Consider the following 21,759-nt stretch of genomic DNA (forward strand, 5'->3'; position numbering starts at 1 on the left):
TAAGCTTATTAGCTAGATCACGATGCCCATTTATGGATAAAAGCTGAATATACATACTCACTATGTTAAGTGAATTCGCGACCAAGTAAGAGGAAACGATAATGAAAGGTAGTCAAAAAGTAATAGACAGTTTAAATGCTTTATTAGCAAATGAATTGGCTGCAATTGACCAGTATTTTATACACTCTCGTATGTATGATGATTGGGGCTTGAATAAATTGTATGAGCGTCTCAATCACGAAATGGAAGAAGAGACTCAGCACTCAGACTGGCTTATCAAGCGAATTTTGTTTTTGGAAGGTGTTCCTTGCATGACCAAGCGTCGCGACCTGCTGATTGGTTCTGATCTTCGTTCTATGATTTCAAATGATTTAACGCTTGAGCTAGAAGTGGTTAGCTGTGTTCGTGAAGCGATTGCTGTTTGTGAGTTAGAGGGTGATTATCAAACGCGTGAAACGCTTGAGAAACTATTGTTTGATACAGAAGAGGATCATGTTTATTGGCTAGAGCAGCAGCTTGGTCTAATGGAAAAAATTGGCATGCAGAATTACTATCAATCTCAGATGGGTAATTAAGGGGATATTATGAAAGGTGATCGTGATGTTATTACCAATCTAAACAAGGTGTTGGCTAACGAATTAGTTGGTATTAACCAATATTTTCTGCATGCTCGTATGTTTAAAGATTTTGGCTTTAGTGCTTTAGATAAAGCTGACTATAAAGCGTCTATCCAGAAAATGAAAAATGCCGACCGATTGATTGAGCGTGTTTTGTTTTTAGAAGGTTTGCCAAATCTTCAAGATCTTGGTCGTCTTCGTATTGGTGAAAATAGCGAAGAGATGATCGCAGCAAATTTGGAGTTTGAGCTGGATACGCTGCCGGCACTAAAGTTTGCGATTAACTTGTGCGAGCAGAAAAAAGATTTCATGAGTCGTGATACGCTAGAAAAAATATTAGAAGAGCAAGAAGAGCAAATAGACTGGCTTGAGACTCAGCAGCATTTAATTGGTGCTTCTGGAATGGAAAACTACCTTCAATCCCAGATGTAATCGTTTGATTGTTGTGACTTAAGCAACTTGATATTGCGTTTCTGCTATTTTGATAAGCTCATTATTGAGTAGCTTTTTTGCGCATTGGCAGCACTTGCCGCATTGACTACCAATGTTGTGCTCTTTATACAGAGCGCGCATGGTAGTCGCCCCTTCCTGTATAGACGCTTTGATGTCTTTGTCTGATACCTGGTTACAAATACAAACATACATAAATGAAAATCACTCGCACTAATGTTTTGATCTTACGATTGTATTTTTAATGCTAATGATTATCAATAGATAAAATTTTATCTATTTCTGTTCTTTGATAGTTTTTTTCATTTTTTTGAAAACAGTTAAGAAGAGGGTTAAAAAGAGATTGAACCCTCGGTTAGGAATATAGGGTGGGCTTTAGACTTCTTTTTCAGCGATATCGTTAAGAACTTTGAGAAAAGACTCTGGATCATGGGCTCCCTGAATCATGAACTTATCGTTAATCACATACGTTGGTACAGAGTTAATGTCTAAACTGCGCAGATGTTTTAGTTTTTTCTCTGTGAGTGTTTGAGCCTCTGGGCTAAGTGCGTACTCAATGTCTGATTTTTGCATACCGATACTAAGAGCGGTTTCTTCTAAAATGCTTGTTAATCCAATGTCTTTCCCATTAGTAAAATAGGCATGAAACGTTGCTAAAACAAAAGGTGTGGCCAGGTTTGATTTAGTGGCTGCGAGCACAAACTGGTGAACAAGCTTGGTATTTGGGAGGCGGTCTTTTTCTGAAAAATTGAATTGGATTCCCGCTTCAATGCCGACTTGCTGTAGAGCGTGTGTGGCTTCGTTTAGCTTTTCTGAACTGCCAAATCTCTCACCTAGAAAAGTTTCTCTGTCTGCACCTTCTGCAGGCATGTCTGGATGCAGTTCAAAAGGTTGCCAGCGGATGTCTATCTTATAGTCGTCACCGAGTTGTTCTATGGCTTGTTTTAGGCGTGAATAGCCTAAGTAACACCAAGGACAGACTAAATCAGAAATAATATCTATACGCAGATCGGACATGAGTTCTCCTAAAAATATAAAAAATGGAATAGTGTAATGTTGAGTTTAAAGCGGTTTAATTGACGCTTAACGCAATGCATTGGCTGATTTCAGTGTAAGAGCGTCCGCTTTCTTGGTGCCAATGGTTAAACGCACGCTGTGCCGCTTTCCATGCAGATTGCGTGTCTCTTCCTGTGGTAATAATGTCGTGTAAACGTAAATAACCTTCAACGTCCTTTGTCAGCATAAAGGTGTCTTTGCCCATGGCTCTTAATGTGTAAGGGCCAGTATTTCCACCAAGCCGCGCCCCATTTTTTTTCAAATAAGCCCATAGACCGATAATATCGTCGTTAGGCCAGCTAGCAATAAAGTGAGAAAAAGAGCCGTGACTTGATTGGCATTCGCTAATCATTAAGGCATTTTCTCTGATGGTCATGACTTTGCCAAAATTGCGGATAATGCGAATATCTTTGGCTTTTTCTTCCCACATCTCATTGTGGATGAGTAGCATTTTTTCAATGTCAAAATCGAAAAAAACGGTTTCAAATCCCGGCCACTTATTACGCACAACTTGCCAGTTAATACCTGACTGAAAGACTTTTTGAGAAAAAGACGCTAACCATCGGTCGTCACTGTGCTCGCTTAATTGTGACGGACTTAATGGTCGTGAGAGCATTTCTTCAAGGTGGTTTTTTCCACCATGTCGAAGCGCTGCCCGATCGTAAATGGATTGAAAGAGTTCGTATTTCATCCAGGGCTCCTATTTAGTGTTGCTCAGTTTATCATAAGCCTTGGCGTATATAATGGATTGAGGCGATATCTTGTTTGGTATTTTAGTGATGGACGCTATGTGTTTGTCTTATAATGGGTCTAAATGATCCAGTCGAGAGAATTTGAATGACACACTTAAGCGTTAATCTGAATAAAATTGGCTTACTTCGAAATTCTCGAGGAAGAAATTATCCCAATATGCTCGAAATGGCGGAGCGAACGCTGGCGTTAGGTGCGTTTGGTATTACCATACACCCAAGACCTGATCAGCGGCATGCAACATACCAAGATGCTCATGATCTGAAAGCCCTATTAAAGCGTTTTCCGGGTGCTGAATTGAATATAGAAGGTTTCCCTGATGCACAGTTTTTGGATGTGGTTTTAGAAGTAGAGCCAGATCAATGTACGCTTGTACCGGATGACCCAAATCAGCTGACGTCTGATCATGGCTGGAACATTGCTCGAGACCAAGACGCATTGCGCCCAGTGATAGCAAAATTAAAAGCGAAAGGTATTCGTGTTGTATTGTTTATGGATCCTGATGCCGAAAATATGGCCTTAGCAAAAGAGGTTGGTGCTGATCGGGTTGAGCTTTATACCGAAGCGTATGCCAATGCTTATGGGAAAGAAGGCTTTGATGATGTTCTGGCTGCGTACCAAAAAACAGCTCAAGCTGCCTTAGAGGTTGGGTTGGCGGTGAATGCCGGCCATGATTTAGATTTAAATAATGTCCAGGCTTTGTGTGAGCAAGGTAGAATAATGGAAGTATCGATTGGGCATGCACTTACCGCAGAAGCATTAGATCTTGGTTGGGACAATGTTGTGAAAGCATACTTGGCCAAATTGGCGTAATGACAAGATGCAGGCAGAAAAAAGGGCGTATTGTGGTGGCTGTGGTTTTTTAGTGACGCAGTGTGTTTGTGAATGGGTGCCTAGGCTTTCTACTCACTTAAACATAGTCATCTTACAAGACCCGAAAGAGGCTAAGCACGCGAAGAATACTGTATCACTCTTGCGGTTAGCTTTGACGTCAGTGGAGTGTATTTCAACAGCAAATGTAGACGTTTTAAAAAAGGTATTATTACAGAAAAACCCTGCTAAATGGCGTCTGGTTTTTCCTTGTGATACCGCTATTGCAGTGGAGTCTATCGGGGCGGAAGAGGTGTCTGAGATTGAAGGGTTGATTTTCATTGATGCGACTTGGCGTAAGGCCAAAAAGCTGTATTTTACAGAACCCTTATTGCGTATTTTTGGAGCTGTTAGTTTTTCACAGCCGCCGGTGGGTCAATATAAGATTCGGAAGTCGCCAAACGATGCGTCTTTATCCACCTTAGAAGCGTGTGCTTATAGTATTGAGCAAGTAACAGGGGATAATATGCAACCGCTACGAGAATTTATGTTGACGGCGCAAGAGTGGCAATGGAGAAAACAACCGTTGAGTCATCGTCATGATGGTTGACGGTTTTTATAAGTAGCGGCCCTCATGACCATATAAAAGAGAAATCAGAGCATATTATGAGCAAACAAACAGAGATTGAAGCCGCCGTTTTACGTCGCCTTTTGAAACATCTAGACGATAACAAATCGGTGCAAAATATCGACCTGATGAATTTGGCGGGTTTTTGCCGTAACTGCTTGAGTAAATGGTATATGGCTGAAGCCGAGCAGCAAGGCGTTAAAATAGATTACGATGACGCTCGAGAGTTCGTGTATGGCGAACCTTATGATGCTTGGAAGGAAAAGTATCAACCAGAAGCCACCGCAGAACAGCTGACCGCTTTTAATGCAAAGTCTAAGTCCGATAAGTAAATTTAATATGAAAAAGCGATTCAATTCGTTTTTTTCTTTTCTAAGTCGCGCCAAACGGTTTGTTTGCGTGCTTCTTATTGTGTGTTTCATTCCACCGTTATGGTTGTATGCCGATGTTTCAGAGAAATATCGAACATTGGCCAAGCAGACGGGTGTTATCTATGGTTCGAGCGCTGAGAAGCGCATCTTGGCGTGGCGCCGCCTGATAGATGACTCTAAATCACTGTCAATTGTCGATCAGCTTACGCAAGTTAATAATTTTTTTAATCAAATGGATTTTGTTGACGATATTAAGTTGTGGGGCAAAGAAGATTATTGGGCAACACCCATTGAGTTTTTGGGAATGCAAGCAGGCGATTGTGAGGACTTTACTATCGCAAAATATTTCACACTTAGAGAGCTTGGGGTTCCAGATGAGCAGCTGCGTTTGGTATACGTTAAGGCGTTAACGCTCAATCAACATCATATGGTGTTGGCGTATTATCACAAACCAACTTCCATCCCTGTTTTGCTCGACAACATTGATAAAGAATTGAAACCCGCGTCAAAGCGCAATGACTTGTTACCTATTTATTCTTTTAATGCTGAAAACTTATGGCTTTCAAAAGAAAAAGGGCGCGGTGTGCTGGTAGGAGGCTCATCACGATTGAGCTTATGGACAGATTTAAATAATCGACTTAATACGATTACAAATTAGGAGAACATAGATGACGCTGTTCCGCCAATTAATGATGACGATAATCGCCATATTTTCACTGATGCTTGCGGTTGTAATGGGCATCAACTTTAACACGACAAAAGGCTATTTAGTCGGACAATTGGAGTCGACAACGCAGGATTCAGCAACATCATTAAGCATGTCTGTGTCAGATTTTATGGCGTTAGAGGATTATGTGTCTGTTGAAAGTAGCATCAATGCGGTGTTCGACAGTGGGTATTTTTCTGAGGTACGAATTCACGTTTACAATAATGATGAGAGTATTGTTCGCTCAAACGAAACTAAGATTGATGGTGTCCCTAATTGGTTTATTGATCTTATTGACTTTAAGGTTCCTGTTGCAAAAGCGGTTATTTCAAATGGCTGGAGTGAGCTCGGTCAGGTCTATATTACGGGCAGTGCTGGGTATGGTTATAATCAGCTTTGGCTTGCTTCACGTGACTTGTTAATATCATTTTTTGTCATTGGTTCGATTACGCTCATTTTAGGAAGTATTGCGTTACGTTATTTGTTTAGACCTTTAGCTGAGCTTGAAAAACAAGCAGAAGCAATACAGCAGCGCCGCTTTATCAAGGTGATTGATGTCCCAAAGACCCGGGAACTGAAATCTGTTGTTCTCTCGATGAACCGTATGGTTGAAAAATTAAAGAAGGAGTTTGCCGCTGAAGTGGAGACCGCACAATGGTTACAGGCTAAAGCATTTAAAGATCCTGTCAGTGGATTAGGCAATAGACACTTTTTCGAAAATCAGATGAAATCGCACTTTTCAGAGAGAGAGCGAGGAATAGATGGTCTTGCATTGGTTAGTTTAACGGACTTGGCCAAACTTAATAACGAACGAGGCTATGAATCGGCGGATATGTTTATTCAGTCTGCTGCTGATATATTAGCCAAAAAAATATCGTATATATCCTCTTATACTACCTTGGCCCGTTTATCTGGAGCTGATTTTGTTTTATTAATTCCAAATTTTGATCACGCTCAGCTTAAGCAGGTTGTCGAGGACGTTATGGTAGAGTTGATGGAATTGAATATTGCTAGCATCAGTTATTCGGATGCTGTTGCTAACATTGGTGCGGTCACTATTGATGGTTCTGTAGAGCGTTCAAGCGCCATGTCGCAAGCCGATGCAGCATTACGTGAAGCGAAACGCGAAGGCTGCAATACCAGTAAGGTGTATGATCTCAATACAGGTCAAAGCATGGCTATTAGTCGTAGCTCCTGGAAAGAAATATTGGAATCAGCCATACAACATCGATCTTTTAAGCTTAAAAAACAAAAGGTTGTGACCATAGATGAGTCTCCAATCACACTTCATGAGGAAGTGTTTATGGGGTTAGAACATGCAGGTAAAATCTACCATGCAGGGTATTTCATTGGCTTAGCTGAGCAGTTTGATTTAGGGAGCCAAATAGATCAGGTTATTATTAGTCGGGTCATTGAGTATATTAAGTCTAAGAAGTTGGAGGTTCCTTTGACAGTGAATTTATCCGCTTCTTCTTATGCTAAGCCAGCCTTTATTGAGTGGCTAAACAAAACGTTAAATCATCTTGAGGCTGGTGTAAAAAGTAAACTGATGTTTGAAATTTCAGAACAGAGCGTTTTGCTTGACGAGCAACAAGCCAGCTCATTGGCACAAATGCTGAAGACACAGCATGTCTTATTCGGTATTGATAATGTGGGTAAGCAGTTTTCGGCCTTCCAGTATTTGCAAAACCTTATGCCAGACTATGTCAAAGTTGACTCATCTTATACTCGTATGGCTGCTGGTAAGGAGTCTGAATCTTTCTTTATGCACACGCTTTGCAAGATGTTCAATAGCTTAAATATCGAAGTTATTGCAACAGGTGTAGAAAACGAGAAGCAATTAGTTGCTTTAAAGCGTTTTGACCTTGCTGGCGGACAAGGGTTTATTGTTGGGCGCGCGAAAGATATGTAAAAAAGCCGAATTATATATCTGATTTTAACGAAAGTGATGGACTCAAATCAAAGAATCATCACTTCCCTCTATGTTATGGGCATCGACCATTAAACTATCGTCTTGGGCATTGTGTACGCCACGAACCCATTTTCTACCAAGTAATTTCTTTTGGGCAGGCAAAGGTAGCTCGGTAAACTGTATTAAGCGCTTTTCTGATAGAAGATCGATTAAATCTTCTAAAATACGCATCATTTCACTGTCTGATTCAGACAGAATCTCTTGGGTACTGGTACTTGTCGCAGTGAATTTTTTTTCTAGTATGCTCGCAACCGACGGTTCATTTGGTGCGACTAATAGTGAATAGTCGTCTGACTGGGATGTGGCAACATCAATAATCTCACCATTTTCATTGATTTTTGCGTATAGCATATTGATTTCCTTAGATGTTTCAATTTGTAGTAAGGCGATTACTTCTCTTCACATACTACCTAATACACACTATTCTAAGCTATAGTTGTCGCCATTGTATTGTTGCTTTGTAAATCAGATTTTTGGTAGTTTAGGAGAAAAGAGGGTATGTCTGACTCTGATCGTTCGGAACAGAATGCTTCGTCACCTGTAGAAAATGATTCTCACGAAGAAAGTGAAATCATCAACGGATCTGACGAGGATATAATAGAAGAGCTAAACACAGAAGACTCTAAAGTGGATGACCTGCAATGGAAGACGCAAGGTGCGTCGTTAGAATACCCGAATCCACTGCTAGATTGCCTCGTGTTATTGAGTAAATACTTCCATAACCCCTATACAGCAGATGGCATTGCTGCCGGCTTGCCTATTACCGATAACGCGATGACGCCTGAACTTTTTCAGCGCGCTTCTCAACGTATAGGAATCAGCTCACGCTTTGTTAAGCGTGGTTTAAAGAAAATTCCAGATATGGTGCTTCCTACTGTACTTTTGTTGAAAGACAAACAAGCCTGTATTTTATTGGAAGTGGACAATGCGAAGGGGACAGCAAAGATACTTCGCCCCGAGTCTGGAGAAGGTGAGATAGTACTACCGCTGGCAGATCTTGATGAATCCTTTACCGGTTATTGTTTTTTTGTTCGTCCGTTGTATCAATTTGATAAACGTTCTGAAAAAAGTGACGAAGAAGAGGGTAAAAAAGGCCATTGGTTTTGGGGGACCATCGTTGGTTCTTGGCGTATATACCGCGATGTCTTTATAGCCTCATTACTCATCAATATTTTTGCAGTTGCTAGCCCGCTTTTTGTGATGAATGTGTATGATCGAGTTGTACCTAATAATGCGTTTGATACACTTTGGGTGTTGGCAATTGGTGCGGCTGTTGTCTACTTATTTGATTTTTTATTGCGAACACTAAGAGCCTATTTTATCGATATCGCGGGGAAAAAATCCGATATTTTGATATCAGCCACCATTTTCGCCAAAGTCAGTAATATTACTATGGCGTCACGACCCAAATCTGTTGGTGCGTTTGCTAAAAACCTTCAAGAATTTGAAAGTATTCGTGACTTTATTACATCGGCTTCAATCACGACCTTAGTTGATATTCCTTTCATGTTCTTGATCATCGGCGTGATATGGCTTATAGGCGGCCCAGTTGGTTATATTCCGATTGTGACGATTGCATTGATCGTTTTATACAGCGTTATTATTCAAATACCGTTACGTCGCTCGATAGAAGAAGGTCAAAAAACAGCGTCGCAGAAAAATGCCGTCTTGATTGAAAGCCTTTATAACGCAGAAAGCGTTAAGCTTAATAACGCAGAAGGTGTGTTTCAAAAACAATGGGAAAATGCTGTAGGAAATATTGCAGATTGGGGGGTGAAAACTCGTCAATTATCTCAGTCCTCTTCTTCTTTTGCGATGGTGGCTCAGCAGCTAACGACTGTGATCATTGTAATTGTTGGTGTCTATCAGATATCTGAAGGTAACATGAGTATGGGTGCCTTGGTTGCTGCCGTCATGTTAACGGGTCGAGCGCTCGGTCCAATGGCACAGGTCGCCAGTTTAGCGACGCGCTATAACCAAGCAAAATCGGCTTTTACTTCGCTTAATGAGATCATGGCCTCGCCGGTAGAAAAACCAGATAACGTTAAATTTGTTCATCGGCCTTTGTTTAAAGGCGAATTTCAGTTTGAGGCGGTTAACTTTGCTTACCCTGACCAAGAACAAGCCGCAGTGAGTGCCATTAACATTAATATTAAGCAGGGCGAAAAAGTAGCCATTATCGGACGTATCGGTTCAGGTAAATCGACGCTTGGTAAATTGATGACAGGGCTTTATACGCCGGACAGTGGTGCGATAAGAATTGATGGTGTGGACTTGCGACAAGTTAATCCGACAGATTTACGTCGAAACATTGGTTCTGTTTCACAGGATGTTAGTTTATTTTATGGCTCCATCAAAGACAACATAGTAATGGGCGTTCCTTACATGGAAGACGAGGCCATTATTCGAGCGGCAGATCTGTCAGGCGTCTCTGAGTTTGCTAATCGAAAACCTAATGGACTGGATAGCCTTGTTGGTGAACGTGGCGCGTTACTTTCTGGTGGCCAGCGTCAAAGCATTGCTATTGCAAGGGCGTTATTATTTAACCCACCTATTCTAATTTTGGACGAGCCGACAGCCTCAATGGACAATACGACCGAATCGAGAATGAAGCGTCGCTTAATCGAAGGGGTGAAAGAAAAGACTCTTATACTTATTACACACAAGGCTTCTATGCTTGACATGGTTGACCGGATTATCGTAATGGATAACGGTCGCTTGATTGCTGATGGTCCAAAAGCGCAAGTACATGAAGCACTTCGTCAAGGCAAGTTGAAGGTCAGCTAATTATGAGTAAAAAATCCCCAATTTCACAAGATGACTTAGAATATTTGACGGACCGTAATGCGGCGTTAATGCTTAAAACCCCTCGGGGCGGCAGGATTATTTTGTGGGTTATTTTTATTTTCGTCGCAGCTGCTTTGGTGTGGGCAAATTACACGGCATTGGATGAGGTTACGGTTGGCGAAGGTAAAGTTATCCCCACCAGTCAAGTGCAGCAAATACAAAATCTTGAGGGCGGCATTCTAAAAGAAATCAATGTCAAAGTTGGCCAAGTTGTTGACAGTGGACAGGTTTTAATGACTATTGAAAACACGGAAGCGTTGTCGTCTTTACGAGAGCAGCAAGCGGAGTTTATCAACTTGCAAGTACGAGCTACTCGCCTGCAAGCGGAATCTTATAGCCTAATGCCTGAATTTGATGCGGACGCTAAGGAAAAATACCCTCTAGTCGTCAATCGAGAATTAGATTTATACAATAGTCGATTAGAATCTTTGCGTACTAACCAAGCGAGTTTTCAGCAGCAAATTGAGCAAAGAAAACAAGAGATTGTTGAGCAACAAGCAAAGTTAGACAACTTAAAACAGAGCTATGTATTTTCGAAAGAAGAACTGGATTTAACGCGTCCAGCCTTTGAGCAGGGTGCTGTTTCTAGAGTTGAGCTATTGCAACTTGAGCGTCAAGTGAATCAGTTGCAAGGGGATTTGGAGGCGACTCAATTAGCGATTCCTCGCGCTCGTTCCGCACTGAAAGAAGCACAAAGTAATTTAGCAGAGAGCGATGCACAGTTTCGCGCGGAGGCTCAGGAGGACTTAACGGGCGTAAAAAGTAAGTTAGATCAGCTTAAAGAAGTCAGTGTCTCACTTGAAGACAAAGTTTCCAGAACGCAAGTTCGATCCGTGCTGAAAGGGATTGTAAAACAAATTCAGTTAAATACCGTCGGTGGGGTTATTAAGCCTGGTATGAATTTGATGGAAATTGTACCCATTGAAGACTCTTTGTTGATTGAGGCGAAAGTTCGCCCTGAAAATATTGGCTTTATTAAGCCGGGCCTTAGTGCTGTGGTGAAACTTTCCGCTTATGATTTTGCTATTTTTGGCGGTTTGCATAGCACGGTGGAAAATATCAGCGCGGACACTATTCTTGATGAAGAAGGAAATAGCTTTTTTTTAGTCAGAGTTAGAACCGATAAAAACTATCTAGGGACAAAGCAGGCCCCGTTGCCGGTTATCCCAGGTATGCAAGCAACGGTAGATATTATTACAGGTAAAAAGACGTTATTGGATTACTTGCTAAAACCTATCTTAAAAGCCCAGCAAAATGCGCTTCGTGAGCGGTAATTACAAAAAATACTTTAGGAATGCTAACGAGTAACAAATGTTAACACTCTAGTTTTTTTTACTGGTTAAAATATCCAAATTGCACTTGATAAGGCGAGATTCATTTTGAAAATTTTGTGTTGGAGTACCGACCAAGCCGTATGGAAGCACTGGAGTCAAGTGATCAGTGCTGATATATCATTGGTTCGTGTCGAGGCGTTAGGTGATGTATACGAAACGCTTCAAACGACGTCGTCAGAATTCAAATACTGTTTTATTTTTTTAGAAGATAAGTCGTTTTCGAAAAAGGTTGAGGATGTGGTTGCATTACGTTCCGTTTTTCCACATCAAAAAATCATTGTGTTTCCGAATCAAACGAGCCAAGCCGCCGCGTTAAGGCTCTTCTCTGTTGGTGTGAGTGGGCAATGTGCGCCTTATATTGGTAAAGATCAGTTGGATCTTGTGTTGTCTGTTGTTGACTCTGGTGAAATTTGGGGTGGAAAAATATTTATTCAGCAGCTTATTCAGCAGTCTGCAACCACGGCACAGGTTAATGAAAGTGAGTTGGAAGACTTATCTGAGCGTGAGTTGAGCGTGGCTCAATATATAGCGAAAGGATGGTCGAATAAGAAAATTGCTCTTGAAATGGACATTACCGAGCGTACGGTAAAAGCACATTTAACGTCAATTTTCAAAAAAACAAATACAAAAGACCGACTAGCTTTAGCATTGTTGGCGCAGAGTTATTACTCTGTGCTTTAATTTAGTTCTTATTGAGTTGTGCTCCGCACTGCTTTCGTTCGTTATTCCTCTTATTTTTTTTCCTTTACCGTTGTATTCACTATAGAGCTCCTCTAACAGGGGCTTTTACTATCTATTTATCTTTAATTCTCGTGTATCGAAATGGCGCATATTTTGCAGCACCTTTAAATGTATTTTTACGTTTTTAAGAGAGTGCACCATGTCTGCGCCCCCGGTAAAAGAGTTAACAGTGATGCTTGTTGATAATGAGCCAGCCAGAGCTGCTATTGTTGAGCAAGCGATGATGGATAGCGGTTATCGCGTTATTAGACGCCTTGATAATGCCAAAAATCTGACCGAAGCAGTAACCAAATTTCAACCTGATATGGTCATTATTGATATCGAATCCCCTGATCGAGATGTGTTGGAAAATATGTCTCGACTCACTCAAAATAATCCTCGTCCCATCGTGATGTTTGCTGAAGAAGATGACTCTCATCATGTTGAAGCGGCTATAAGGGCAGGTGTTAGTGCTTATGTTGTAGACGGTGTAAAAAGAGGCAGTGTCAAAGCCATACTGCAAGTTGCGATTGCCAGATTTCGTGAATTTCATGCGCTCCGTTCTGAATTAGAGACGGTGAAAAGTCAGCTTGAAGATAGAAAATTGATAGACAAAGCGAAAGGCTTGATTATGAAGCATCAAAAATGTGATGAGCCTGCTGCTTATCAAGCCCTTAGAAAGCTGGCGATGGATCGCAGTCAGCGTATGACCGACGTTGCTCGAAATATCATATCGGTGATGGAATTAATGGGAGGTTCAAAGTGAACCTAAATAAACCAATGAACATTATTCTTAATAGCGAGCCTGTCCGGGTGGGTTTTATCCCATTAATTGATTGCGCCCCTTTTGTTATTGCTCACGAAAAAGGCTTCTTCACTCAGGAAGGGGTTGAGGTTGTTCTTTCTAAAGAAGCCTCTTGGGCTAGTATCCGGGATAAAGTTGCGTTCAATTTACTGGACGGTGCACACATGTTGGCGTCTATGCCAATTGCGGCCAGTTTAGGTATTGGTACGATTAAAACCGCCATGCAAACCAGTTTTACCGTTAGTCATAATGGCAATGGCATTACGATTGGCAATGATTTGTATAAACAGCTTCAGAAATACGCTAATTCATCTACTGAGATTCGTTCCGGTGTTGCATTAAAACGATTCATAAACAGTCGTGAGCCGCAATCTGAGCCACTGCGTTTTGCGATGGTTTACCCTTACTCTTCTCATAATTATCAATTGAGAGATTGGCTTGGTTGTGCGGGAATTGATTCAGACAAAGATGTTCAGATTATTGTTGTCCCACCGGTAAAAATGGTGGATAGCCTAAAAAAGGGTGAAATAGATGGCTATTGTGTTGGCGAGCCTTGGAACAGTCTTGCGGTAGAGCAAGGCGCCGGTCATATGCTGGTTACTGGCTATGAAATTTGGGGGAGCACGCCGGAAAAAGTATTTGGTGTGAATTCTATCTGGGCAGAGACAAATCCACAGATTCATCTTGCAATGATTCGAGCGTTAGAGAAAGCCTGTACTTGGGTGGATGAGCCCGAAAATCGAACCGAGCTCTTGAATATATTAAGCCATCCAGATTATCTGAATTGCACCATGGAGCAGTTGGTTTATGGGTTTGGTTCAATTAAGCCGAAAGGGCAGTTTGATTGGCCGATGGAAGCGTATCAGCGCTTTTCGGGTCACGAAACCAATAAGCCTTTACCCAGTTATGCTTTGTGGATTATGGCGCAGATGTATCGTTGGCAGCAATTAACTCAAGTAACTTCAATTAATCATGTGGCAGAGCAAGTGTATCGACAAGACCTTTATTACCAAGCGTTAGGACTTGAGGTTGAACGGGATGATTCGTGGCGTTTATCTACTCAAGAAGAGTCAGAATGGTTTGGTTCGGTAGCGTGCGGGAAAATTCGTTTACACCCAGATGGCATATTGAAAGGGTTTGTTAAATAACGTGTCTTTTTATAGTGCGCCGCGCATAGAAATAGGGCGTAAGCGACGGTGGTTCATGTTATACGTGCTTATAAAAGTAAAAAATTTGAATAAAAACCAATAAAATCAGTGTCTTATTTTTATTGGCACGCCGTATGCTTTATTTTAGAAATAAGGTTAAATATATAGAACTTACTGTATGTTTTTCGAATTTACATCTTGGTGAAATGAGCAACGATGCTTAATTTTTACCCACATTACAGATAGTTCAATGTAGAACTATTTATGAATGGCAAAGGCGCCTGTGAACACATTTTTGTGATTCACATGCGCCTTTTTTTGTTTTTATCACTTTTCTAACGCGGAGCATGGCTATGACTATGAGATCTTTTAAAGCGGCTTTATCTTTGTCGACAGCAGCATCTACCACTAAAAAAGCAGGACTGTCTCTATTGGTTGGTTCTGTACTTTTTTCCGGTATGGCTCAGGCTGAGCTTGGTTATCCAGAAAAAGAAGAGCTGAAATTTGGCTTTATCAAATTGACGGATATGGCGCCGTTGGCGATTGCCTACGAAAAGGGTTACTTCGAAGATGAAGGTTTGTACGTCACGCTAGAAGCTCAGGCTAATTGGAAGGTTTTGCTAGATAGAGTTATTGACGGGCAGCTTGATGGAGCACATATGTTGGCGGGGCAGCCTCTGGGCGCGACGATTGGCTACGGTACTAAAGCACACATTGTTACCGCTTTTAGCATGGACTTAAACGGTAACGGCATTACTGTTTCCAATGATGTTTGGGCTGAAATGAAAAAGAACATTCCACATGATGCCGATGGAAAACCCGTTCATCCAATCAGTGCGAGTGCTTTAAAACCTGTTGTTGATGGTTATAAAGCAGAAGGTAAACCTTTCAAAATGGGGATGGTTTTCCCCGTCTCTACCCATAACTATGAGTTGCGTTATTGGTTAGCCGCTGGTGGTATTCACCCTGGTTACTATGCACCAGCGAAAGGCGACACGAGTGGTCAGATTAATGCTGATGCTTTGCTTTCTGTAACGCCGCCACCACAAATGCCAGCCACGATGGAAGCCGGAACGATCCATGGCTACTGCGTAGGTGAGCCTTGGAACCAGCAAGCCGTCTTTAAAGGCATTGGTGTTCCAGTGATTACCGATTACGAGATTTGGAAAAATAACCCAGAAAAAGTATTCGGTGTGAGCAGTGATTGGGCTGAAGAAAATCCAAACACACACATTCGTGTCGTAAAGGCGATGATTCGAGCGGCTAAATGGCTAGACGAAAATAACAATGCAAACCGCCCAGAAGCGGTCGAAATCTTATCTCGTAGTGATTATGTCGGTGCGGATTACGATGTTATCGCCAACAGTATGACAGGGACTTTTGAATACGAAAAAGGCGATAAGCGCGATGTGCCTGACTTCAACGTCTTCTTCCGCCATCACGCGACTTACCCTTACTACAGTGATGCAATCTGGTACCTAACGCAAATGCGTCGTTGGGGGCAAATTGCCGAGCCGAAATCAGACGAGTGGTTTATGAAGACGGCGAAAGAGGTTTATCGTCCAGATATTTATGCTCAAGCGGCTAAAACGTTAATTGAAGATGGTCTGATGACAGCGTCTGAGTTTCCTGACTTTGATAAAGAAGATGGATTTAAAGCACCACAAAGCGAGTTTATAGATGGTGTTACCTATGACGGCAAGCATCCTAATGATTACCTGAAAAGTTTTAAAATTGGCTTGAAAGGCGACGATCAAATATAAGTCAAGTGAATACCAAGGCGGCTAATAGGTCGCCTTATTCGTCAAATTGAGTGAGAAAAGATTTATGAATATACCCAGCTTATCCATGGCGTCATTAAAAGAAAGAATCGCCAGCTTTTCGCTAAAAAGTGTATTACTTCCTCTTTTTGGAATTTTAGTGTTTGTTTTGCTGTGGCAAGCCGGAGCGAGCCGAGTTCACACTTCTTTAGGTGAGTTTCCTGGGCCAACTGTTGTATACGAGCAATGGAACAGTCTGGTCGCTGAACATCAAAATGAGCGGATAAAAGAAGATAAGTTTTACGAACGTCAAGAAAAGCGTATTGAAGTTCGACAAGTAAAAGATCCTAGCTACGAAGGTAGATTAATAGATTACACGGGTAAACCGACGTTTTTTGACCAAATATTCACCAGCTTATATACCGTACTAGCTGGTTTTGGTTTAGCCAGTTTCATTGCTATTCCACTGGGCATTTTGATCGGTTTGAATAGCTCGGTATACAGTGCGCTTAATCCAGTAATTCAAGTTTTCAAACCGGTTTCTCCGCTCGCTTGGTTGCCTTTGGTCACTATGGTGGTGAGCGCTAGTTATGTCTCAGATGACCCGATGTTCTCCAAATCCTTTTTGACTTCGATGTTTACCGTGACCTTGTGTTGTATGTGGCCAACGCTGATTAACACGGCCGTTGGTGTGGCTGCGGTTGAAAAAGATTTACTGAATGTATCAAAAGTTTTGCGGCTTGGTTGGGTCACTCATGTTATTAAGATCGTCATTCCATCTGCTATCCCTCTTATGTTCACCGGTCTACGGTTGTCACTGGGTATTGCTTGGATGGTATTGATTGCGGCCGAAATGCTGGCGCAAAACCCGGGGCTGGGAAAGTTTGTTTGGGATGAGTTTCAAAATGGTAGTTCTGACTCTTTAGGACGAATCATGGTGGCGGTGTTGATGATTGGTTTCATCGGTTTTTTATTGGATAGAGCGATGCTGATGGTTCAGCGCTTTGTCTCTTGGGATAAAACACAAGTGCTTCGTTAAATAGAAATACGTTAATTAGAAACAGATCAAATAGAAATAGAGACATTGGAGAATAGCATGGCAACACATCTAGACATTAGTAAAGTTTCTATCGAATTTCCAACCGCGAAAGGCTCGTTTAAAGCGTTGGATAGCGTCAGTCTGAAAATTGCGAAAGGTGAAATTGTTTCTCTTATCGGCCACTCAGGTTGTGGTAAATCGACGGTGCTTAATATTGTCGCCGGCCTTTACGACGCGACGGAAGGCGGCGTGTTGTTGGATGGGAAAGAGGTGAAAGGACCGGGGCCTGAGAGGGCGGTTGTTTTTCAGAATCATTCATTGCTGCCTTGGTTAACGTCTTACCAAAATGTTGAACTGGCGGTAAAGCAGGTTTTTAAAAAAACCAAGTCTAAAAAAGAAATGCACGACTGGATCATGCACAACCTAGAGCTTGTACATATGACTCATGCGGCGGATAAGCGTCCTGATGAAATATCAGGCGGAATGAAGCAACGTGTCGGTATTGCTCGCGCTTTGGCGATGGAGCCTAGTGTACTTTTGATGGATGAGCCTTTTGGTGCACTGGATGCACTGACTCGAGCTCATCTTCAAGACTCCTTGATGGAAATTCAAAAAGACCTCAATAACACCGTCATTATGATTACGCACGACGTAGATGAAGCGGTATTACTGTCGGATCGTATTGTGATGATGACAAACGGCCCAGAGGCAACCATAGGCGAGATTCTTCAAGTGGACTTAGAGCGTCCTCGTGATCGTTTAGCGCTTGCGAACGATCCTAAATACGTGAATTACCGAGCGCAAGTGTTGACCTTTTTGTACGAAAAACAGCGCAAAGTAGAGCCTATCGTCGCGGTTAAGAATAAAAAACCAGCCACCAATGCTCATGTCGCGAATGCTTAAGCAAATGAAGCCATCAAGTCGCGTTCGCATCGTTATTGTTGGCGCCGGAATGGCGGGCAGTAAACTGGCGAATGATTTGCTGCAAACGCCCAATACCCATCATTCAATCACCTTGATAGGTGAAGAGTCTCAAGTGGGCTATAACCGCATTATGTTGTCTTCACTGTTGGCGAACGATATTTCTGATGCAGAAATGCCGTTGGTCAGCACCGATAAAATGCGTGTTGGTGGTGTGCATATTATTTCTGGTGATCCGGTTATTGGTATGGACCTTGAAACAAAAGAACTACGTTTGGCCAGCGGCCAAAGTGTGACTTATGACCAGTTAATTTTCGCCACCGGTTCGCGGGCCAAGATGCTACCGATAGAAGGTGCGTCTGCGCCGAATGTTATGGGTTTTCGTACTTGGCAAGATGTTGATGTGATGACGGCGCTTAAAGGTTGTCAGTCAGTGTGCGTGATTGGCGGTGGGCTTTTAGGCTTAGAAGCCGCGGTTGGTTTGGTTAAGCGCGGCCATAAAGTCACTGTATTTCATCGATCAAATTGGTTGCTGAATCGTCAACTGGACGCTGAATCTGCTCAACTCTTACAAAACCGGCTCGAAGAAATGGGTGTCCAATTTCAATTAGGTGAATCACCGTCGGCATTTTTACAGTCAAAAACTGGATTGGTTACGCATGTGGTTTGCCAAAGCGGTGAGCACATGCCAGTGGATTTGGTGGTGATGGCCGCAGGGATTTCACCTGAAGTTCGTTTGGCAAAAGAGGCCGGGATAGACGTTAATCAAGCCATTGTTGTCGACGAAAAAATGAAGACGTCTCATCCTGATATTTTTGCATTGGGGGAATGTTGTGAGTTTGAACAGCAAACGTTTGGTTTGGTTGCGCCAATTTGGACACAGATCAAAGTGCTAATAACGGTATTAAGTGGTGAAGATTGTTGTTTTGTTATTGAGCCAACACCCACCAAGTTAAAAGTATCTGGAGTGAATCTTTTTTCAGTCGGAAAAATTCAACCTTCTCAAGATGATGACTGCATTTTTTTCAAAGATGTGGCAGCAAACCATTACCGCAAACTGGTGGTCAACGACGGCTTACTGGTTGGGGTTATTCTTTATGGCAACGTCGCCGATGGGAGCTGGTATTTCCAGCTTATTCAAAATAAGACCAATGTCTCTGACATGCTTGAATTACTGGTTTTTGGTGAGGCGTATTGTCGTCCAAAAGTAGCCTGATAAGCAGATTTAGACGTTGCTAGTTAAACAAGTAAGGGGAAACACGATGACTTCTAATAAACCTTTATCAACGATCAAACCACATCTTGTTGTGGTGGGTAATGGCATGGTTGGCCATCATTTTGTCGAGCAGGTCATCGCTCAAGGTGGTCATGAAAACTTTCAGATCACCGTTTTTGGTGAAGAGCCGCATTTAGCGTATGACCGTGTGCACCTTAGTGAATATTTCACCGGCAAAGGCGCAGCGGATTTAGCGATGACGGATGGCTCATTGTACGACGACAATGGCGTTCGGTATTTCACTAATAGTTTGGTAACGCAGATTGATCGTGCTGCGAAGCTGCTTGTTTTGAAAAATGGTGAGACATTGTCTTACGGTAAGCTTGTGCTTGCCACAGGGTCTTATCCTTTTGTTCCACCGATTCCTGGCCATAAACGTAACAATACCTTTGTTTACCGGACGCTTGAAGATCTGGATGCGATTAGGAATTGTGCGAAAACAGTGACGCGCGGTACGGTTGTTGGTGGTGGTCTGTTGGGTTTGGAAGCGGCAAATGCGCTCAAAAATCTTGGTCTTGAAACCAGTGTGGTGGAGTTCGCACCACGCTTGATGCCAGTACAGTTAGATGAAAAGGGCGGAAGCGTCCTCAAAGGCATGATCGAAGGTTTGGATGTAAAGGTCTATACCGACACGGCGACACAAGACATTGTCGACGGTGAAACGGCTTTTCATCGTATGAATTTTGCAGACGGCACTCACCTTGAAACGGATTTAATTTTGTTTTCTGCGGGTATTCGCCCTCAAGACGCATTGGCAAAACAATCGGGTTTAGAGATGGGCGAGCGTGGTGGTATCACCATTAATAATCATTGTCAGACAAGCGATGAGGACATTTATTCTATCGGCGAGTGTGCGCTGTGGAATGGTCGAATTTATGGTCTAGTGGCGCCAGGTTACACCATGGCAAAAGCCGCTGCAGGGCATTTGTTAGGCACGGAAAGTTTGTCTTTCACTGGTGCAGATATGAGTACCAAGCTCAAACTACTTGGTTGTGATGTAGGTTCTGTCGGTGATGCTCATGCCCAAACACAAGGTTGTAAGGTGTTTGTATATCAAGATGAGATTAGCCAAAGCTATCGAAAAATGGTGGTGTCGGAAGATGGTAAAAAGTTATTAGGCGCAGTATTGGTTGGTGACAACAGCTATTACGATACGTTGTTGCAATATTATCTGAATGCCATTGATTTGCCAGCACAGGCTCAATCATTAATTTTGCCTGCGATGGATGGTGCGCCAGTTGGATTGGGGGTGGATGCTTTACCTGCGACGGCGTCTATTTGTAGTTGTCATAATGTCTCCAAGCAAGACATCAGTGACGCCGTGTGCAACGGGGCTTTGTCTGTTGGCGATGTGAAAGGTGTTACCAAAGCCGCAACGGGCTGTGGTGGTTGTGCGGCGTTATTGAAAAAAGTCGTCGATAACGAATTACTGGCGTTGGGTGTGGAAGTAAGTACTGATATTTGTGAGCACTTTGCCTACACGCGCCAAGATTTATACAACATGGTGAAAATCGAAGAAATTAAAAGCTTTGATCGCTTATTAGAGACTCACGGTAAAGGCCACGGTTGTGAAATTTGTAAGCCAGCGGTGGGGTCTATTTTAGCCAGTGTTTGGAATGATTATGTTCTGAAAAAAGAACATATCAGCTTGCAGGACACCAATGATCGTTTCTTAGCGAACATGCAAAAAGACGGAACCTATTCGATTGTTCCTCGTATTCCTGGAGGGGAAATCACCCCTGATAGGCTGATTGTATTAGGTGAAGTGGCGAAAGAATACGCGCTTTATACCAAGGTGACAGGTGGTCAGCGTATTGATTTGTTTGGTGCAACATTAGCTCAGCTGCCAGAAATCTGGGAGAAGTTAATCGCTGCTGGTTTTGAAACAGGCCAGGCTTACGGTAAGTCATTGCGTACGGTGAAATCCTGTGTTGGTAGTACTTGGTGTCGTTATGGTGTTAACGACAGCATGAAAATGGCGATTGATCTTGAGAACCGTTATAAAGGTTTACGTTCACCTCATAAAATAAAATTTGCCGTATCAGGTTGTACTCGAGAATGTGCAGAGGCGCAGAGCAAAGATATTGGTGTGATTGCAACAGAAGGTGGTTGGAATTTATATGTCTGTGGTAATGGTGGTATGAAGCCTCGTCACGGTGATTTATTTGCCACTGATTTAGACGATGAAACCTTAGTAAAATACATTGACCGTGTGCTGATGTTTTATACAAAAACCGCAGATCGCTTACAGCGAACATCGGTATGGATGGATGGTTTAGAGGGTGGTTTAGCGTATTTAAAAGACGTTGTTATTAATGACAAACTTGGCTTATGCGATGAGTTGGAAGCGCGGATGGAACATATTGTTGATACTTTCCAATGTGAATGGAAAACCACCTTAGAGGATCCAGAAGCACTCAAAACCTTTCGTCAGTTTGTTAACTATGAAGGGGTTGATACCAACGTGGTCTTTGTCGAAGAGCGAAACCAGATGCGCCCAGCAACAGATCTTGAAAAACAGCAACTCATTGCTAAGGCGGGGTAATAAA

Annotated in this window: 21 protein-coding genes; 17 read left to right on the plus strand and 4 right to left on the minus strand. The window is 42.4% G+C overall.

Annotated elements, in window-relative coordinates; genetic code table 11:
- Nucleotides 1–101 precede the first annotated feature (101 nt).
- Nucleotides 102–575 carry a bacterioferritin gene (gene bfr / locus MP3633_RS06625; RefSeq protein WP_112139712.1) on the plus strand — a complete coding sequence of 158 codons (474 nt, stop codon included), beginning with the start codon at nucleotides 102–104 and terminating at the stop codon, nucleotides 573–575.
- Between the two features lie 9 nt (nucleotides 576–584).
- Nucleotides 585–1,049 carry a bacterioferritin gene (gene bfr, locus MP3633_RS06630; protein WP_176334953.1) on the plus strand — a complete coding sequence of 155 codons (465 nt, stop codon included), beginning with the start codon at nucleotides 585–587 and terminating at the stop codon, nucleotides 1,047–1,049.
- A gap of 18 nt (nucleotides 1,050–1,067) precedes the next feature.
- Here bfr (MP3633_RS06630) and MP3633_RS06635 read toward each other — a convergent pair whose 3' ends face one another.
- The 3 genes from MP3633_RS06635 to MP3633_RS06645 form a co-directional block, all read right to left on the minus strand.
- Nucleotides 1,068–1,262 (minus strand): (2Fe-2S)-binding protein, encoded by a 195-nt coding sequence (locus MP3633_RS06635; protein WP_112139708.1) that lies wholly within the window; start codon nucleotides 1,260–1,262, stop codon nucleotides 1,068–1,070.
- Nucleotides 1,263–1,442: 180 nt separating this feature from the next.
- Nucleotides 1,443–2,084 (minus strand): DsbA family oxidoreductase, encoded by a 642-nt coding sequence (locus MP3633_RS06640; RefSeq protein WP_176334954.1) that lies wholly within the window; start codon nucleotides 2,082–2,084, stop codon nucleotides 1,443–1,445.
- Between the two features lie 55 nt (nucleotides 2,085–2,139).
- Entirely contained in the window at nucleotides 2,140–2,814 is a 675-nt protein-coding gene (locus tag MP3633_RS06645; RefSeq protein WP_176334955.1) for a DNA-3-methyladenine glycosylase I, read from the minus strand.
- 146 nt (nucleotides 2,815–2,960) lie between these two features.
- Between MP3633_RS06645 and MP3633_RS06650 the strand changes: the two genes are divergently transcribed.
- From MP3633_RS06650 to MP3633_RS06670, 5 genes are read left to right on the plus strand one after another with little or no spacing between them, the layout of a single operon-like run.
- Complete coding sequence (locus MP3633_RS06650; protein WP_176334956.1) at nucleotides 2,961–3,686, plus strand: pyridoxine 5'-phosphate synthase; 726 nt, start codon at nucleotides 2,961–2,963, stop codon at nucleotides 3,684–3,686.
- A 7-nt stretch (nucleotides 3,687–3,693) separates the two neighbouring features.
- Nucleotides 3,694–4,293, plus strand: coding sequence for a tRNA-uridine aminocarboxypropyltransferase (locus MP3633_RS06655; RefSeq protein WP_176334957.1), 600 nt, complete (start codon nucleotides 3,694–3,696; stop codon nucleotides 4,291–4,293).
- Between the two features lie 56 nt (nucleotides 4,294–4,349).
- Complete coding sequence (locus MP3633_RS06660) at nucleotides 4,350–4,643, plus strand: DUF1244 domain-containing protein (RefSeq protein ID WP_176334958.1); 294 nt, start codon at nucleotides 4,350–4,352, stop codon at nucleotides 4,641–4,643.
- A gap of 7 nt (nucleotides 4,644–4,650) precedes the next feature.
- On the plus strand, nucleotides 4,651–5,340 hold the full coding sequence (locus tag MP3633_RS06665; protein ID WP_176334959.1) for a transglutaminase-like cysteine peptidase: 690 nt from the start codon (nucleotides 4,651–4,653) through the stop codon (nucleotides 5,338–5,340).
- A 10-nt stretch (nucleotides 5,341–5,350) separates the two neighbouring features.
- Nucleotides 5,351–7,300 carry a bifunctional diguanylate cyclase/phosphodiesterase gene (locus MP3633_RS06670; RefSeq protein ID WP_176334960.1) on the plus strand — a complete coding sequence of 650 codons (1,950 nt, stop codon included), beginning with the start codon at nucleotides 5,351–5,353 and terminating at the stop codon, nucleotides 7,298–7,300.
- Between the two features lie 42 nt (nucleotides 7,301–7,342).
- On the opposite strand, the gene MP3633_RS06675 is transcribed toward MP3633_RS06670, so the two are convergent.
- Nucleotides 7,343–7,711, minus strand: coding sequence for a hypothetical protein (locus MP3633_RS06675; RefSeq protein ID WP_176334961.1), 369 nt, complete (start codon nucleotides 7,709–7,711; stop codon nucleotides 7,343–7,345).
- Between the two features lie 147 nt (nucleotides 7,712–7,858).
- Between MP3633_RS06675 and MP3633_RS06680 the strand changes: the two genes are divergently transcribed.
- The 10 genes from MP3633_RS06680 to nirB all read left to right on the plus strand — a co-directional run bounded on the left by MP3633_RS06680 (nucleotide 7,859) and on the right by nirB (nucleotide 21,755).
- Nucleotides 7,859–10,147 carry a type I secretion system permease/ATPase gene (locus tag MP3633_RS06680; protein WP_176334962.1) on the plus strand — a complete coding sequence of 763 codons (2,289 nt, stop codon included), beginning with the start codon at nucleotides 7,859–7,861 and terminating at the stop codon, nucleotides 10,145–10,147.
- A 2-nt stretch (nucleotides 10,148–10,149) separates the two neighbouring features.
- Nucleotides 10,150–11,481 carry an HlyD family type I secretion periplasmic adaptor subunit gene (locus MP3633_RS06685; RefSeq protein ID WP_176334963.1) on the plus strand — a complete coding sequence of 444 codons (1,332 nt, stop codon included), beginning with the start codon at nucleotides 10,150–10,152 and terminating at the stop codon, nucleotides 11,479–11,481.
- Nucleotides 11,482–11,586: 105 nt separating this feature from the next.
- Nucleotides 11,587–12,222, plus strand: coding sequence for a response regulator transcription factor (locus MP3633_RS06690; RefSeq protein WP_176334964.1), 636 nt, complete (start codon nucleotides 11,587–11,589; stop codon nucleotides 12,220–12,222).
- Between the two features lie 199 nt (nucleotides 12,223–12,421).
- A complete protein-coding gene (locus MP3633_RS06695) occupies nucleotides 12,422–13,027 on the plus strand; it encodes an ANTAR domain-containing response regulator (protein ID WP_176334965.1) in 606 nt (201 codons plus the stop codon).
- Entirely contained in the window at nucleotides 13,024–14,214 is a 1,191-nt protein-coding gene (locus tag MP3633_RS06700) for a CmpA/NrtA family ABC transporter substrate-binding protein (RefSeq protein ID WP_176334966.1), read from the plus strand. The genes MP3633_RS06695 and MP3633_RS06700 overlap by 4 nt, the downstream gene beginning before the upstream one ends.
- A gap of 353 nt (nucleotides 14,215–14,567) precedes the next feature.
- The gene (locus tag MP3633_RS06705) at nucleotides 14,568–15,977 is read left to right on the plus strand and encodes a CmpA/NrtA family ABC transporter substrate-binding protein (RefSeq protein ID WP_176334967.1); all 1,410 of its coding nucleotides are present in this window, start codon (nucleotides 14,568–14,570) and stop codon (nucleotides 15,975–15,977) included.
- 64 nt (nucleotides 15,978–16,041) lie between these two features.
- Entirely contained in the window at nucleotides 16,042–17,013 is a 972-nt protein-coding gene (locus MP3633_RS06710) for an ABC transporter permease (RefSeq protein WP_112139683.1), read from the plus strand.
- Nucleotides 17,014–17,070: 57 nt separating this feature from the next.
- On the plus strand, nucleotides 17,071–17,916 hold the full coding sequence (locus tag MP3633_RS06715; RefSeq protein ID WP_112139681.1) for an ABC transporter ATP-binding protein: 846 nt from the start codon (nucleotides 17,071–17,073) through the stop codon (nucleotides 17,914–17,916).
- Between the two features lie 4 nt (nucleotides 17,917–17,920).
- On the plus strand, nucleotides 17,921–19,150 hold the full coding sequence (locus MP3633_RS06720) for an NAD(P)/FAD-dependent oxidoreductase (RefSeq protein WP_244959889.1): 1,230 nt from the start codon (nucleotides 17,921–17,923) through the stop codon (nucleotides 19,148–19,150).
- A 46-nt stretch (nucleotides 19,151–19,196) separates the two neighbouring features.
- A complete protein-coding gene (gene nirB, locus MP3633_RS06725) occupies nucleotides 19,197–21,755 on the plus strand; it encodes a nitrite reductase large subunit NirB (RefSeq protein ID WP_176334969.1) in 2,559 nt (852 codons plus the stop codon).
- Nucleotides 21,756–21,759: the final 4 nt, after the last annotated feature.

The organism is Marinomonas primoryensis (assembly GCF_013372285.1).
GTDB classification, from domain to species: Bacteria; Pseudomonadota; Gammaproteobacteria; order Pseudomonadales; family Marinomonadaceae; genus Marinomonas; species Marinomonas primoryensis.

What these genes read in the sequence shown, in the direction of transcription:
- MP3633_RS06705 (WP_176334967.1), top strand. Translation starts at nt 14,568, where the DNA reads ATGACTATGAGATCTTTTAAAGCGGCTTTATCTTTGTCGACAGCAGCA.
- bfr (WP_112139712.1), top strand. Translation starts at nt 102, where the DNA reads ATGAAAGGTAGTCAAAAAGTAATAGACAGTTTAAATGCTTTATTAGCA.
- MP3633_RS06660 (WP_176334958.1), top strand. Translation starts at nt 4,350, where the DNA reads ATGAGCAAACAAACAGAGATTGAAGCCGCCGTTTTACGTCGCCTTTTG.
- MP3633_RS06670 (WP_176334960.1), top strand. Translation starts at nt 5,351, where the DNA reads ATGACGCTGTTCCGCCAATTAATGATGACGATAATCGCCATATTTTCA.
- MP3633_RS06635 (WP_112139708.1), bottom strand. Translation starts at nt 1,262, where the DNA reads ATGTATGTTTGTATTTGTAACCAGGTATCAGACAAAGACATCAAAGCG.
- MP3633_RS06645 (WP_176334955.1), bottom strand. Translation starts at nt 2,814, where the DNA reads ATGAAATACGAACTCTTTCAATCCATTTACGATCGGGCAGCGCTTCGA.
- MP3633_RS06665 (WP_176334959.1), top strand. Translation starts at nt 4,651, where the DNA reads ATGAAAAAGCGATTCAATTCGTTTTTTTCTTTTCTAAGTCGCGCCAAA.
- MP3633_RS06640 (WP_176334954.1), bottom strand. Translation starts at nt 2,084, where the DNA reads ATGTCCGATCTGCGTATAGATATTATTTCTGATTTAGTCTGTCCTTGG.
- MP3633_RS06655 (WP_176334957.1), top strand. Translation starts at nt 3,694, where the DNA reads ATGCAGGCAGAAAAAAGGGCGTATTGTGGTGGCTGTGGTTTTTTAGTG.
- MP3633_RS06695 (WP_176334965.1), top strand. Translation starts at nt 12,422, where the DNA reads ATGTCTGCGCCCCCGGTAAAAGAGTTAACAGTGATGCTTGTTGATAAT.
- MP3633_RS06680 (WP_176334962.1), top strand. Translation starts at nt 7,859, where the DNA reads ATGTCTGACTCTGATCGTTCGGAACAGAATGCTTCGTCACCTGTAGAA.
- MP3633_RS06675 (WP_176334961.1), bottom strand. Translation starts at nt 7,711, where the DNA reads ATGCTATACGCAAAAATCAATGAAAATGGTGAGATTATTGATGTTGCC.
- MP3633_RS06710 (WP_112139683.1), top strand. Translation starts at nt 16,042, where the DNA reads ATGAATATACCCAGCTTATCCATGGCGTCATTAAAAGAAAGAATCGCC.
- MP3633_RS06715 (WP_112139681.1), top strand. Translation starts at nt 17,071, where the DNA reads ATGGCAACACATCTAGACATTAGTAAAGTTTCTATCGAATTTCCAACC.
- MP3633_RS06720 (WP_244959889.1), top strand. Translation starts at nt 17,921, where the DNA reads ATGAAGCCATCAAGTCGCGTTCGCATCGTTATTGTTGGCGCCGGAATG.
- nirB (WP_176334969.1), top strand. Translation starts at nt 19,197, where the DNA reads ATGACTTCTAATAAACCTTTATCAACGATCAAACCACATCTTGTTGTG.
- MP3633_RS06685 (WP_176334963.1), top strand. Translation starts at nt 10,150, where the DNA reads ATGAGTAAAAAATCCCCAATTTCACAAGATGACTTAGAATATTTGACG.
- MP3633_RS06650 (WP_176334956.1), top strand. Translation starts at nt 2,961, where the DNA reads ATGACACACTTAAGCGTTAATCTGAATAAAATTGGCTTACTTCGAAAT.
- bfr (WP_176334953.1), top strand. Translation starts at nt 585, where the DNA reads ATGAAAGGTGATCGTGATGTTATTACCAATCTAAACAAGGTGTTGGCT.